At 64.7% G+C, this 13,824-nt stretch carries 14 protein-coding genes and 3 tRNA genes; 3 read left to right on the top strand and 14 right to left on the bottom strand.

Annotation, left to right across the window (positions count from 1 at the left end; all coding sequences use genetic code 11):
• Nucleotides 1–19: 19 nt before the first annotated feature.
• A complete protein-coding gene (locus tag KHP16_RS24405) occupies nt 20–1,153 on the bottom strand; it encodes a YeiH family protein (protein ID WP_211961312.1) in 1,134 nt (377 codons plus the stop codon).
• A 112-nt stretch (nt 1,154–1,265) separates the two neighbouring features.
• Here KHP16_RS24405 and KHP16_RS24400 point away from each other — a divergent pair, with 112 nt between their 5' ends.
• Nucleotides 1,266–2,183, top strand: coding sequence for a LysR family transcriptional regulator (locus tag KHP16_RS24400; protein ID WP_109580577.1), 918 nt, complete (start codon nt 1,266–1,268; stop codon nt 2,181–2,183).
• A 115-nt stretch (nt 2,184–2,298) separates the two neighbouring features.
• Here KHP16_RS24400 and KHP16_RS24395 read toward each other — a convergent pair.
• The 5 genes from KHP16_RS24395 to uvrC form a co-directional block, all read right to left on the bottom strand.
• A tRNA-Cys gene (locus tag KHP16_RS24395) sits at nt 2,299–2,372 on the bottom strand.
• 9 nt (nt 2,373–2,381) lie between these two features.
• Nucleotides 2,382–2,457: transfer RNA gene (locus KHP16_RS24390), tRNA-Gly, on the bottom strand.
• Nucleotides 2,458–2,515: 58 nt separating this feature from the next.
• A tRNA-Gly gene (locus KHP16_RS24385) sits at nt 2,516–2,591 on the bottom strand.
• A 192-nt stretch (nt 2,592–2,783) separates the two neighbouring features.
• The gene (pgsA, locus tag KHP16_RS24380; protein WP_109580576.1) at nt 2,784–3,383 is read right to left on the bottom strand and encodes a CDP-diacylglycerol--glycerol-3-phosphate 3-phosphatidyltransferase; all 600 of its coding nucleotides are present in this window, start codon (nt 3,381–3,383) and stop codon (nt 2,784–2,786) included.
• 109 nt (nt 3,384–3,492) lie between these two features.
• Nucleotides 3,493–5,565, bottom strand: a complete 2,073-nt coding sequence (gene uvrC, locus KHP16_RS24375; RefSeq protein WP_244836012.1) for an excinuclease ABC subunit UvrC — start codon at nt 5,563–5,565, stop codon at nt 3,493–3,495.
• Between the two features lie 112 nt (nt 5,566–5,677).
• Between uvrC and earP the strand changes: the two genes are divergently transcribed.
• Both earP and efp read left to right on the top strand, forming a co-directional pair.
• Nucleotides 5,678–6,859: an elongation factor P maturation arginine rhamnosyltransferase EarP gene (gene earP / locus KHP16_RS24370; protein ID WP_211961310.1), complete on the top strand. Its 1,182-nt coding sequence runs from the start codon at nt 5,678–5,680 to the stop codon at nt 6,857–6,859.
• 106 nt (nt 6,860–6,965) lie between these two features.
• On the top strand, nt 6,966–7,526 hold the full coding sequence (efp, locus tag KHP16_RS24365) for an elongation factor P (protein WP_109580573.1): 561 nt from the start codon (nt 6,966–6,968) through the stop codon (nt 7,524–7,526).
• A gap of 61 nt (nt 7,527–7,587) precedes the next feature.
• Here the strand turns inward: efp and nagZ are convergent, their stop codons facing one another.
• Genes nagZ through lepB form a run of 8 tightly spaced genes read right to left on the bottom strand, consistent with a single transcriptional unit; the run spans nt 7,588 to nt 13,792 of the window.
• Complete coding sequence (gene nagZ / locus KHP16_RS24360; protein ID WP_211961309.1) at nt 7,588–8,637, bottom strand: beta-N-acetylhexosaminidase; 1,050 nt, start codon at nt 8,635–8,637, stop codon at nt 7,588–7,590.
• A complete protein-coding gene (gene acpS / locus KHP16_RS24355; protein WP_211961308.1) occupies nt 8,634–9,056 on the bottom strand; it encodes a holo-ACP synthase in 423 nt (140 codons plus the stop codon). The genes nagZ and acpS overlap by 4 nt, the downstream gene beginning before the upstream one ends.
• Nucleotides 9,053–9,847, bottom strand: a complete 795-nt coding sequence (gene pdxJ, locus KHP16_RS24350) for a pyridoxine 5'-phosphate synthase (RefSeq protein WP_109580570.1) — start codon at nt 9,845–9,847, stop codon at nt 9,053–9,055. Before pdxJ ends, acpS begins: the two co-directional genes overlap by 4 nt.
• Before the next feature lie 10 nt (nt 9,848–9,857).
• Nucleotides 9,858–10,751: a DNA repair protein RecO gene (gene recO / locus KHP16_RS24345; protein WP_109580569.1), complete on the bottom strand. Its 894-nt coding sequence runs from the start codon at nt 10,749–10,751 to the stop codon at nt 9,858–9,860.
• 5 nt (nt 10,752–10,756) lie between these two features.
• The gene (era, locus tag KHP16_RS24340) at nt 10,757–11,695 is read right to left on the bottom strand and encodes a GTPase Era (protein WP_109580568.1); all 939 of its coding nucleotides are present in this window, start codon (nt 11,693–11,695) and stop codon (nt 10,757–10,759) included.
• Complete coding sequence (gene rnc / locus KHP16_RS24335) at nt 11,692–12,462, bottom strand: ribonuclease III (protein ID WP_109580567.1); 771 nt, start codon at nt 12,460–12,462, stop codon at nt 11,692–11,694. The genes era and rnc overlap by 4 nt, the downstream gene beginning before the upstream one ends.
• A gap of 1 nt (nt 12,463) precedes the next feature.
• Nucleotides 12,464–12,841 carry a DUF4845 domain-containing protein gene (locus KHP16_RS24330; RefSeq protein WP_109580566.1) on the bottom strand — a complete coding sequence of 126 codons (378 nt, stop codon included), beginning with the start codon at nt 12,839–12,841 and terminating at the stop codon, nt 12,464–12,466.
• Nucleotides 12,842–12,892: 51 nt separating this feature from the next.
• The gene (gene lepB, locus KHP16_RS24325) at nt 12,893–13,792 is read right to left on the bottom strand and encodes a signal peptidase I (RefSeq protein ID WP_115952580.1); all 900 of its coding nucleotides are present in this window, start codon (nt 13,790–13,792) and stop codon (nt 12,893–12,895) included.
• Between the last annotated feature and the right edge of the window lie 32 nt (nt 13,793–13,824).

The following is a 13,824-nucleotide window of genomic DNA, read 5'->3' as shown; positions in this document are numbered from 1 at the left end:
TCCACGCTCCCGCCATCCCTCAGATCGCGGCGTAGCAGACCAACGCGCCACCCACCATCAGGAACAGGAACAGCACCGCGGCCAGACCGAGCGGCTTGCGTCCGGCGCGCAGCAGATCGCCGATGCGTGTGTGAAGGCCGATCGCGAGCATCGCGCAGGCGAGCATCCAGTTGTCGAGCGCGATCAGGGGCGCCTTCCAGTCCTGCGGCACCAGCGACGCCGAATTGAGCGCCATCACCGCGACGAAACCGAGCGCGAACCACGGCACCGCGCGCAGCAGCGCGCGCCAGTCGCGGGCGCCGGCGCGTGCGTTCGCGGTTGCGTTTGCCTGGCTTTCGGCACGCTTGCCCTGCGGCCACAGCGCCATGATCATCAGCAGCGGACCCAGCGCAAGCACACGGACCATCTTGGCCACAACGGCAGCGTCCGCGGTGGCATCGCTCACCATCTTGCCCGACGCGATCACCTGCGCCACCTCGTGCAGCGTCGCGCCCGTGAAGATACCGAATGCCCGCTCCGTGATCGCCAGGTGCCAATGCTGCGTCGCCAGCTCATAGAGCCACGGGTAGAGCAGCATGCCGACCGTGCCAAAGAGCACCACCGTCGCCACCGCGACGGCAGTCTGGCGATCGTCGGTGCGCACGACGGAGGACACGGCGATCGCCGCGGCCGCGCCGCACACCGCGCTCCCGGCGCTGACGAGAATCGCCTCGCTCCGCGACAGCCCAAAGAACTTTGTGCCCACCCATGTGCCCAGCAGCAACGTCGTCACGAGCATCGTCAGCGGCACCACGATGCCCGCGGCGCCTAGCGCCGCAATCGCGCCAAAAGTCAGCCGCAGCCCATACAGCGCCACGCCGAGGCGCAGCAGATGATGGCGCGCGAGCTGCATGCCCGGGCCCAGCGGGGCCAGCCAGTGGCGCGGCATCGTGTTGGCGGCCACCATCCCGGCGCACATCGCCAGCGTCAGCGCACTGAGCCCATAACGGGAAACGGCCGGATGATCCGCGAGCACCATCGTCAGCCATGCGATGCCGCCGAGTGGAAGCAGCGCGATGAGCCGCTTAGGCCACGACACCGCGGGCCCGGCGGCCGGTTCGGGGGCGACAGTGGACGGGGGCGTGACGACGACGGGGATCGGGTTCGTGGACATGGCAGTGGGGATCTGCTTTCGATATCCGCAAGCGTAGGGCCTCGGGTCCAATCGGTAAAACGGGTAATATTGCTATGCTTTAACGGTTTTTTCGATCATCGACGCCCTACCGATGGAATACCGCCCGCTACGCCTCACCCTGCGCCAGTTGTCCGTGTTCGTCGCGGTCGCCCAGCACGGCAGCACGATTGCCGCGGCTGAGGCGCTATCGATGTCGCAATCCGCGGTCAGCGCCTCCCTCGCCGAACTCGAGCGCGCGCTCGATGGACCCCTGTTCGACCGCGTTGCACGCCGGCTCAGCATCAACGAGTCTGGCCGGCAGTTCTTTCCGCGCGCACTGTCGCTGCTCGACCAGGCCCACGAACTCGAGCGATTCTCCGCGCAGCGCGGCGTGGCGCTGCGCATCGCGGCCAGCAACACCATCGGCAGCTACATCCTCCCTCCCCTGCTCGCGGGCTTCCGCAACGCGCAACCGGGCCCCTGCACGCTGGACCTCCGCATTGGCAACACGCGCGACGTATTGCAGTCGCTCTTGCAGTTCGACGCCGATATCGGCCTGATCGAAGGCACGAGCCACGAGCGCGAACTGCGCAGCGTGCATTGGTGCGACGACGAGATGGTCGTGGTGGTCGGGCCCTCGCACCCGCTCGCACGCGCGTCGCACCGGCCTGCGGTAGTGCACGACATGCTGCGGGAGGCGGACTGGATTGTGCGCGAGCCCGGCTCCGGCACGCGCGAGATCATCGAGTCGCGGCTCGTGCCCGAGCTCGGCACGCTGCGCTACGCGCTCGAGCTCGGCAATGCGGAGTCGATCAAACGCGCGGTGATGAGCGGATTCGGTGTCAGCTGCCTGTCGTTGCACGTGGTGCGCGACGATATCGCGCGCGGGCTGCTGTTACCGCTACGGGAAGGATTGCCGCAGGTCATCCGGCCGCTGCAACTCGTGGTGCATCAGGATAAATATCCGACCCAGGGCTTGCTCGCGTTCAGCGAGTATCTGCGCGCGGCGGCACCGGGGATCAGTGCCTGAGGATGAGCAGCGCAAAGGGTTTCAGAAGGGACGTTGCAAAAGGGACGTTGAAAAAGGGACGTTGAAAAGCAAAACGGCGTCGCTTTCGCGACGCCGTTCGGCAAAACAGAACACTTGGAGGCGGAGGTCGGAATCGAACCGGCGTACACGGCTTTGCAGGCCGCTGCATAACCACTCTGCCACCCCGCCTTAGGGAACTGGAGCGGGAGACGAGTCTCGAACTCGCGACCTCAACCTTGGCAAGGTTGCGCTCTACCAACTGAGCTACTCCCGCATACGACTTGCTGTACTACCTGTTCGCCGGCGTATGCAAACCGTCGAACAACTTAACCTGGAGCGGGAGACGAGTCTCGAACTCGCGACCTCAACCTTGGCAAGGTTGCGCTCTACCAACTGAGCTACTCCCGCAGGGTCCTGCATACTACTGAAAAGCAGACAATCGCGCAACATCTTTCAACTACGCATTATCTTGCTTGGTTCCGACCGCAAAACCCGCTATTTGTTGCTTAACTCTTGCGTGTTTCGCTTGCGTCGTCAGCAGCGAGAACGAGATTATTGCAAAGACCGATCCGCCCCGTCAACAACTTTTTGCATCGATTTTTATTTATGCGGACGGGCCCCGCTCGTGACATTCGCACGCTCGCGAATCTGGGGCCAGGCGAGCTTCATGTAGTAGAACATCGACCACAGCGTAAGCACCGCGGCCACGTAAATCATCCAGCCGCCGAGTACCGACGCGTCGAAGCCGAACAGCGAGTCATGGAACAGCAGCAGCGGGATCGCGATCATCTGCACCATCGTCTTGAGCTTGCCGAGGAAGTTCACGGCCACGCTGCGCGACGCCCCGATCTGCGCCATCCACTCGCGCAGCGCTGAGATCGTGATCTCGCGGCCGATGATGACAAGCGCGATCAGATCGGCCACGCGCCCCAGCGCCAGCAGCGACAGCAAGGCCGCCGTGACCATGAGCTTGTCCGCCACCGGGTCGAGGAACGCGCCGAAGGCCGACGTCTGGTTCCAGCGTCGGGCCAGGAATCCATCGAGCCAGTCCGTCGCGGCGGCGACGATGAAGAACGTGGCTGCGGTGACGTTCTTCATCGGCATCGGCATCCATGCCTCGGGCAGGTAATAGACCCCCACCACGAGAGGAATCATGGCCACGCGAAGCCAGGTCAGCAGAATGGGAATGTTCAGTGGCATTGGAGCGGAGGCGGACGGAGGCTAGGCCGGATCGATCGATGGAATGCCGCGATTGTCGCCTATTTCCGCCATCGCATGCCAATTCATGACCTTGCGTGGGTGTACGCGCTCAATGCAGCTGCCGGTAAATTTCCTCGGCGAGCGTGCGCGAGATGCCTTCCACACTCGCGAGTTCGTCGATGCTGGCGGCCATCACGCCGCGCAGACCGCCAAAACGGGTCAGCAGCTTTTGCCGCCGCCGCGCGCCCACGCCCTCGATCTCTTCGAGCCGCGACGTCGTGCGCGCCTTCGCGCGCTTGGCCCGCATGCCTGTGATGGCAAAGCGGTGCGCCTCGTCGCGGATCTGCGCCACGAGCATCAGCGCCGCGCTGCCCTGCCCCAGCTCGAGCGACGGCCGCCCGTCCGCGAAGATCAGCGTCTCAAGCCCGACCTTGCGGCCCTCGCCCTTGGCCACGCCCACGAGCAGGCCGATATCGAGCCCAAGCTCTTCGAACACCTGCCGCGCGACCTCGACCTGCCCCTTGCCGCCGTCGATCAGCACGATGCGCGGCATCTTCGAGTTTTCCTCGGCCGCCACGCCCGCGGCGGGCTCGTTGCCGACGTCCTCCTGCATCTGCTCGACAAGCTTCTGGTAGCGGCGCGTCAGCACCTGCCGCATCGCGGCATAGTCGTCGCCGGGCGTGATGTCGTTGATGTTGTAGCGCCGGTATTCGCTGTTCTGCATCGCATGGTGATGGAATACGACGCACGAGGCCTGCGTGGCTTCACCAGCGGTATGGCTGATGTCGAAGCATTCGATGCGCAGCGTGGCGAGGTCCTCCAGATCGAGGCCGATGGTCTCGGCCAGCGCGCGCGTGCGGGCCTGCTGGCTGCCCTGCTCAGCGAGCCGCCGCGATAACGCGAGCGCCGCGCCCTGCTGCGCCATCTCGAGCCACACGCGTCGTTGCCCCTGCGGCTGTCGCACGAGCGAGACCTTGCGGCCGGCCTGCATCGACAGCGCCTCGACCACCGCGCTGTCGGCCGGCGCATGGCTGACGACGATGATCGGCGGGGCGCCCTGATCGAGGTAATGCTGGATCATGAAGGCCGACAGCACGCGCGCGGCAATGCGATCGACCGATAAGGGCGCCGCGCCTCCCATCCCGCCTTCCACACTACCGTCCGACGCAATTTCGGGCACGTCCGCGGCCTCCAGCGCGATGGCCTCATCGCCTTCGGCACCGGCCCTCCCTTCCTCGCCCTCCTCCCCATCCTCGACGATGACCGCCGCCTCGTCCGCATGCGCCGGAAAGTACGCCTTGTCACCCAGGTGCCGCCCACCCCGCACCATCGCGAGATTCACGCACGCCCGGCCGCCCTCGACGGCCACGGCGAGAATGTCGATATCGCGCGCCTGCCCCACCTCTTCCACGGCCTGCCGCTTGAGCACGGTGGACAGCGCGCCGATCTGGTCGCGCACGGCGGCCGCCTGCTCGAACTCGAGCTGCATCGCATGCGCTTCCATCTTGCCCTGCAGAGCGGCCAGGACCTCGTTCTCGTGCCCCTGCAAGAAGCGCGCGGCATTGCCCACGTCGCGCGCGTAATCCTCTTCGGTAATCGCATTCACGCACGGCGCCGTGCAGCGATGGATCTGATGCAACAGGCAGGGCCGCGTACGGTTGTTGAAGACCGTGTCCTCGCACGTCCGCAGCTGGAACACCTTCTGCAGGATCTGCATGCTCTCGCGCACCGCATACGCACTCGGGAACGGCCCGAAGTACTGGTGCTTGCGATCCGTCGCGCCCCGGTAGTACGCCATGCGCGGAAACTTGTGCGACGTCAGCTTCAGCAGCGGATACGACTTGTCGTCGCGAAACAGGATGTTGTACCGCGGGGCGAGCGCCTTGATCAGGTTGTTCTCGAGCAGCAGCGCCTCGGCCTCGGTGCGGACCACCGTGGTGTCGATGCGGGCGATCTTGCTGACCATCAGCGCGATACGCGGCGACAGCTGCGTCTTGTTGAAATAGCTCGAGACGCGCTTCTTCAGGTCGCGCGCCTTGCCCACGTAAAGCACGTTGCCCGCCGCATCGAAATAACGGTAGACGCCCGGCAAACCCGGCAGGCGCGCGATGACGGGCCGCGCATCGAACGCGACTGGCGTATCGATGTCCTGCATGGGCCCATCGGGGGGCACATCGGCCATCGAAGGGTCTGTGGGCGTAATGGGATCCTGCTCGGGCATCGGATTCGAATGGAGGTGAGGCGGGGGACGTTCTAGAATCGCAAGTTTAGAGCATTCCTCACCCGGCCTCCGCATGACTATCCGCTCCTGGGACATCTTCTGCACCGTCGTCGACAACTTCGGCGATATCGGCGTCTGCTGGCGTCTTGCGCGCCAGCTGGCACAGGAGCACGGCCATGCGGTCCGGCTCTGGGTCGACGACCTGCACAGCTTCGCGCGCCTCGCGCCCGAGATCGATCCCAATGCCTCCGTGCAGCGTCTGTCCGGCGTGGACATCCGCACCTGGCAGCCGGGCACCGACGCACCGTTCGCGCCGGAGGCGGGCTTCCAGCCGCACGACGTGGTCGTCGAAGCGTTTGCCTGCGACCTGCCCTATGCGTTCCTCGAGCGCATGGCCGCCGCGCCGCGCAAACCAGCGTGGCTCAACCTCGAATACCTGAGCGCCGAGCCGTGGGTCAGCGAGCACCATGGCATGGCCTCGCCCCATCCGCGCCTGCCGCTCGTCAAGCATTTCATTTTCCCCGGGTTTGCGCACAATACCGGCGGCCTGCTGCGCGAATCGATGCTCGGCGCGCAGCGCGACGCATTCCTGTCGAGCCCCGCTGCGCTGGCCGCGCTTTGGCATCGGCTCGGCCTCCAGCCCGTCGACGGCGCGCTGCGCATCAGCGTATTCGCCTACGAGAATCCGATGCTGCCCACCCTGTTCGCCCACTGGCGCGACGGCGCGCATCCGGTGCAGTGCCTCGTACCGCAAGGGCTCGCCGCGCAGCAGGCCGCGGCACTGCTGGGGATCGACCCCACGCCGGGCGCCCGCCACACGGCTGGCAACCTCACGGTGAACGTCGTGCCGTTCGTGCGGCAGGAACTGTTCGACGAACTGCTCTGGGCATGCGACGTCAACTTCGTGCGCGGCGAGGACTCGGTCGTACGGGGACTATGGGCCGCCCGGCCGCTGGTCTGGCAGATCTATCCGCAGGAAGAGCAGGCGCATCACGTCAAGCTCGACGCCTGGCTGACGCGGTTCGCGCGCGCGGGCGTCGCACCCGAGGCGGCCGACGCGATGACGAGGCTGTGCCATGCGTGGAATGGCTATGAGGACTACGCGGATGCGTCACGGCAAGTGGCCGCATGGGAGGCGTTCCATGCACAATTGCCGACCCTGGCGAAGGGGGTCGATCGCTGGCAGCGTCAACTCCAGCACTTGGGCGATCTGGCCGCCAACATGGTGTCGTTTTGCGAAAATCAGGTAGAATAGCCGGTTGATTTCCGTGGCAACTCAATGAGCCACAGCGTCGCCCGCACCACACGATTCTCCGGGGACGCATTCACCCCCGGACAGATTTTTTCAGGAAACAGATCAAATGAAGATCGCACAGGAACTCCGCGTCGGCAACGTGTTCATGATTGGCTCGGACCCGATGGTCGTGCAGAAGGCCGAGTACAACAAGTCGGGCCGTAACGCCGCCGTCGTGAAGATGAAGTACAAGAACCTGCTGACGGACGCTCCGGGCGAGTCGGTGTTCAAGGCCGACGACAAGTTCGAAGTGGTCGTGCTGGAACGCCGCGAGTGCACCTACTCGTACTTCGCCGATCCGATGTACGTGTTCATGGACGCCGACTACAACCAGTACGAAGTCGAGAAGGACAGCATGGGTGACTCGCTGAACTACCTCGAAGACGGCATGAACGTGGAAGTCGTGTTCTACAACGACAAGGCCATCTCCGTGGAAATGCCGACGACGCTGGTCCGCGAAATCGTCTACACCGAACCGGCCGTCAAGGGCGACACCTCGTCGGGCAAGGTGCTCAAGGGCGCCAAGATCAACACCGGTTTCGAACTGCAAGTGCCGCTGTTCTGCAACATCGGCGACAAGATCGAAATCGACACGCGCACGGGCGAATACCGCAGCCGCGCGAACTGATCTCGCACGCTTCAACAAAAAAGGCAGCCTCGGCTGCCTTTTTTGTTGCCTGCGCGCCCGATCACGCGATCAGATCATGGCTCTTCAGCAGCGCCAGCGCGGAACGATACTCCGCCTCCTGCTGCAACCGATTCCAGTCGAGCGGCTTCCGGCGCCCGAACAGCTTGCGAATCCGGCGTTGCGATGCCTTGCCGATGCGCACATCGAGTTCGGTCAGCAGCTGATCCGCGCGATCCGGATGATTGCAGATCAGCACCATGTCGCACCCGGCATCGATCGCCGCGCGCGCGGCCTGCGTGACGTTGCCCGCCACGCTCGCCCCTTCCATGCTGAGGTCGTCGCTGAAGATCACGCCCTCGAAGCCCAGTTGCGAGCGCAGGATGTCCTGCAGCCAGAAGCGCGAGAACCCCGCGGGATTCGGATCCACGGCGGGATAGATGACATGCGCGGGCATCACGGACCCGAGCGCCTGCCCCATCCAGTCATACGGCCGCGCGTCGCGGTCGAGGATTTCGTCCAGCGACCGCTCGTCGACGGGCACCGCCACGTGCGAGTCCGCCGCGACGAAGCCATGCCCCGGAAAATGCTTGCCGCAGTTGCTCATGCCCGCGAGCAGCAGGCCATGGGTCAGATGGTTGGCGAGCATGGCTACCACGCGCGGGTCCGCATGGAACGCGCGATCGCCGATCACGCCGCTGCTGCCGTAGTCGAGGTCGAGCACAGGCGTGAAGCTGAGGTCGATATCGCAGGCGCGCAGCTCGGCGGCGAGCACATAGCCGCAGGCCATCGCGGCCTTGGTCGCGGCGAGCACGTCCTGATCCCACAGCGCGCCGAGCTTGGCCATCGCCGGCAGGTGCGTGAAACCGTCGGTCTTGCAGCGCTGCACGCGGCCGCCTTCGTGGTCGATGCAGATCAGCACGTCCTGCCGCACCTCGCGGATGGCGCGCGTCAGCGCCACGAGTTGCGCGCGCGATTCGAAGTTGCGCGCGAACAGGATCACGCCACCCGTCAACGGATGCGCGATACGGCGGATATCGTCGGCATCGAGCTGCTTGCCGACGACGTCGAGCACTACCGGGCCCGGCCGCTTGCCGGAGGTCTTCTTGTTCATAACGTCTGGTTGGATTCGTTGGAAGGCACGCCACGCTCGGCGACCGCGAAGGCGACCGCATAATCGTGTTCGTCGCTGACACTGACACGAATGGTGAGTCTGCGTTCCCTGACCCACTCGGCCAGCTCGCCCGAGCAGACCGGCGTGGGCTCGCCCGACGGCAGGTTCACGAGCTCCATCGCGCGCCATGTCATGGGCCAGCGCATGCCGAGGCCGATGGCCTTGGAGAACGCTTCCTTGGCCGCGAAGCGCGTGCACAGGAACGCGAGCCCGCGTTTCTCCGAGCGCGCCTTGCGTGCGTGATAGATCTTCAATTCGCGTGGGCCAAGGATTTTCTCGGCAAAACGCCCGCGCGTGCGCTCCATGACGCCGCGCACGCGGTCGATCTCGATGATGTCGGTGCCGATACCGGAGATCACGCCGACGTTCCGCCGAACGAGGATGCCGCCGGATAGCGCGTGCCCAGGCGCGCGGCCACCATGATGGCCTTCATCTCGCGCACCGCGTTCTGCCAGCCCACGAACACGGCATGCGCGACGATCGCATGGCCGATGTTGAGTTCCTTGATGCCCGGCAGCGCCGCAATCGGCTGCACGTTGGTGTAATGCAGGCCGTGGCCCGCATTGACGATCAGGCCGTGATTTTCGCCAGCGATCACGCCGGCGGCAACGCGCTCGAACTCCGCGGCCTGTTTGGCCGCATCATGCGCATCGGCATAAGCGCCCGTGTGCAATTCGATGACCGGCGCGCCCACCGCCTTCGCCGCGGCGATCTGCTCGGCATCCGGATCGATGAACAGCGACACGCGGATACCCGCGGCCGCGAGCTGGCGGCACGCGGCTTCCACCTGCGCATAGTGGCCCACCACGTCCAGCCCGCCTTCCGTCGTCACCTCGGTGCGCTTCTCGGGCACCAGGCACACGTCCTGCGGGTGGATCTCGCAGGCGATGTCGAGCATCTCGCTGGTGATCGCGCACTCGAGGTTCATGCGCGTCGCCAGCTTCGGCCGCAGCGCGCGCACATCGGCGTCGCGGATATGGCGGCGGTCCTCGCGCAGGTGCAGCGTGATCAGGTCCGCGCCCGCTTCCTCGGCCTGCAGCGCCGCCTGAATCGGGTCGGGATAGACCGTGCCGCGCGCGTTGCGCAGGGTGGCCACGTGGTCGATGTTGACGCCGAGGTCGATGACGCCGGGATTCGCGTGGAAAATCATGCTGTCTTCATTAGAGATACTGCAGGTCGATCAGGATCTGCCGCGTTTTCAGCGGCACGCCCTGCAAATGATAATGCAGCAGGAACCGCATCAGGCCACGACTCTGTGCAACGGTCTGCGCGCGGCCGTAATCGTCCTGCGCCATGTCGAGCAACGTCTGCCCCGATATCACGGGCCAGCTCGACGGATCGCTGGCCTGGGCGCGCCGGACGCCACGCTCGGGCTGGTAGACGTAGTCCAGTCCGGGCTGCACGCGCTCGTCGGAACCCGCGACGCGATCGAACGCCACGGCGAACCCCGTCTCCTGCAACAGCACGCGCTCGAAGCTTCGCAGCACGAGCCCCGCGGCTTCGCCGTGGGCCAGACGCGTCAGCGTGATCATGTAGTGCTTGAACAGCGCGGGATGGGCATCCTCGCGCGGACAGAAGCGCAGCAGCAGCTCGTTGAGGTAGAAGCCCGAAAGCAGCGCATCGCCGGCCATCGGCAGCATGCCGCCAACGTACTCGGCCTTCGTCATCGTCTTGACCTCGCCGCGGCCGCTCCACGACAACGAGATCGGATGAAAGTGCTGGAGCACCGCGCGCAGCGCGGAGTGCGGACGCTTGGCGCCCTTCGCGACCATCGCCATGCGGCCATGATCGCGCGTGAAGACGTCAAGGATCAGGCTGGTCTCGCGATACGGATAGGCATGCAGCACGAAGCCCGTCTCGTTCGTGACGCGCGCCTCGGGGCGCGCGGGCACGATGCGCATCGCGCGGTCCATCATTTCGCGCCCGAGCGCGGCGGACGCGCTCAGTGCCGGCGCCTGCGTGGCGAGCAGCTCGGCGGCCTCCTCCACAATGGGGTCGGCACGGCGCGGATCCGCGCGGCGCGGTGGGCCGTCGCCGCGACGCGTTTCAGCCATGCCGCTTACTCGTATCCGTAGGCACGCAGTCCTGCTTCGTTGTCGGCCCAGCCGCTCTTGACCTTTATCCACATCTCCAGGTAGACCTTGCCGTCGAACAGCTTCTCCATGTCGAGGCGCGCCTCGGTGGAGATCTGCTTGAGCTTGCTGCCCTTGTTGCCGATGATCATCGCCTTGTGCGCGTCGCGCTCGACGAGGATCGTCGCGAACACGCGGCGCAGGCGGCCTTCGGTCTCGAACTTGTCGATGATGACGGTGCTCGTGTACGGCAGTTCGTCGCCGGTCCAGCGGAACACCTTCTCGCGAATGATCTCCGAGGCCAGGAAACGCTCGCTGCGATCGGTCATCGCGTCCGCGTCGTACATCGGCTCGCCTTCAGGCAGATACGGACGGATGATGGCCATCAGGCGGTCGATATGGTCGCGCGTCTTGGCCGACATCGGCACCACTTCCCGGAACGGGAACTGATGCCCCATCTTCTCTAGGAACGGCATCATGACCTCGGCGCGGTTCTCGCCGAGCCGATCGAGCTTGTTGGTCACCAGCAGCACGGGCGTGTTCTTCGGCAGCAGCGCGAGCACTTTCTCGTCGTCGGGACCGTAATACCCGGCCTCCACCACGAACAGCACGAGGTCCACCGAGGACAGCGTGGACGTGACCGCGCGGTTCAGCGAACGATTGAGCGCGCTGGCATGGCGCGTCTGGAACCCGGGCGTATCGACGAACACGAACTGTGCATCGTCGGTGGTCTGAATGCCGACGAGGCGGTGGCGCGTGGTCTGCGCCTTGCGGGACGTGATGCTGATCTTCTGGCCGACCAGCGCATTGATCAGCGTGGACTTGCCGACGTTCGGACGGCCGACGATGGCCACCGTGCCGCAGCGGAATGCCGGGACATCGGGGTTGCCCGCCGCTTCTTGCGACGGAGGCTGTAATTCGGTCATTCCTTCAACCTGAGAGACAACTGGGGATCGGGAGGCACCGGTTGCTTGCGTGTCTTGCCCGTGCGCTCGGCGCGGCTGCGTTTGAGCAGTTGCGGCACGAGCTTCTGAACTTCGTCGAGTGCAAGCTTCGCCGCGGCCTGCTCGGCCGCGCGCCGCGAGGCACCGGTACCGAACACGCTGACTTCCAGTTTAGGCACCGTGCATTCGACTTCAAACTGCTGACTGTGCGCGGCGCCATGCGTGGCGACCACGTTGTACTGCGGCAGCGCGATTTTGTGACCCTGAAGGTACTCCTGCAGCAGCGTCTTGGCATCTTTGCCCAGCGTGCGCGGATCCACCTGCTCCAGGATCGGGATATACAGCTTGCGGATCAGGCCCCGCGCGGCGTCGAAGCCGGAATCCAGGAACACGGCACCGACGATGGCCTCGAGCGCATCGGCGAGGATCGAGGGCCGCCGGAAGCCGCCGCTCTTCAGCTCGCCCTCGCCCAGCCGCAGCGTGTCGGACAGCTGCAGCATCTGGGCGATCTCGTACAGCGCCTGCTGCTTGACGAGGTTGGCGCGCACGCGCGACAGGTCACCTTCGTCGAGCTTGCCAAACATGCCGTAGAGCATGTCCGCCACGGCGCAGTTGAGCACCGAATCGCCCAGGAATTCAAGGCGTTCGTTGTGCTGGGCGCTGTGGCTGCGGTGCGTCAGCGCTTGTTGCAGCAATTCGGGCTTGCTGAATCGGTAGCCGAGTCGTTGCTGCAAGGCGTCGAGGTTCATGTCAGTGCTGCGTTCCCGAATAAGTAATCAATAGACTCACGGCGCCGTAGACGGGAATCTCGGTCCGGTACGAAAAATCGATCGCGCGGACGCGACCGCCTTCATCTTCCTGCACGTCCAGATCCTCGCCCCTGACGGAGGAGATCTGGTCGATCTGCGCCTGCTTGTCGAAGTAACCCGCCACTTCCTTGCGGTTGGCGGCGTGGTCCTTGGCAAACGTCACCGCCCGCCGTACTGAAAAGTATTCCAGCACACTCGGTATCGCCTTCACTGCGGGGAGCACCACGCAGATGAGGATGGCGATGACGACTAGCAAGGAGCCCAACGAAAAACCACGATTCCTGCCGATGCTGCCGAAACTGCTGACCCTTTGACCCATGTTGCGCTTCCCTCTTCTATGTGAGTGTTTGCGCGGCGCGAGAAACTGTCGTTATTTGAACGTCCCCACACGCCCGAAGTTGCCCAGATTCATCCAGATCACAAATGCCTTACCGACCACATTTTTGTCCGGCACGAACCCCCAGTACCGCGAATCGAGGCTGTTGTCCCGGTTGTCACCCATCACGAAATAATGACCCTCCGGCACCTTGCACGTCAGCCCCTGCTGATTGTAAGTGCAGTTCTCGTGGAACGGAAAATCCGGGTCGGCGCCGGCCACGAACGCGGGCCGGTCGGCATCGTTAAGAATGCCGTGCGACGGACCGCCGGGCAGCGTCTCGGTGAAATGCTTCGAGTACGTCAGGCGCTCTTCGTCGAGGTAGTCGGGCAGCGGCTGGTACTCGGCCGGCTTGCCGTTGATCGTCAGTTTCTTGTTCTCGTACCGCACCGTGTCGCCTGGCACGCCGATCACGCGCTTGATGTAGTCGAGCGACTCGTCCTTCGGGTAACGGAACACCATCACGTCGCCGCGCTGCGGCTCGCCCACGTTCATGACCTTCTTGTTGATCACGGGCAGGCGAATACCGTAGTCGTACTTGTTCACCAGGATGAAATCGCCAATCAGCAGCGTCGGGATCATCGAGCCGGACGGAATCTTGAACGGCTCCACCACGAACGATCGCAGCACGAACACGGCCAGGATCACGGGGAAGAAGCTCGCCGAATACTCGAGCCACCAGGGCTGGCGCATCTTTTCCTCGGCCAGGCGCGCGCGCGAGGTATCGAGTTCCGTGCTGCCGTGCGTGGTCGCGAGGCTGCCGCGATTCGCGTCGAACTCGGCCAGCGCGAGTTGCGCCACGCTGCGGCGTTGCCGCTCGAAGATGAGCTTGTCGGCAACCCAGGCAATGCCCGTAATGACCACCAGCACAAAAAGAATCAAGGCGAAATTCATGACGGCGTTTTAGTTTTTTGAAATGCGTTTGA

Source organism: Cupriavidus plantarum, assembly GCF_905397285.1.
GTDB lineage: Bacteria > Pseudomonadota > Gammaproteobacteria > Burkholderiales > Burkholderiaceae > Cupriavidus > Cupriavidus plantarum.
This window is presented reverse-complemented; position numbering and strand designations above follow the sequence as displayed.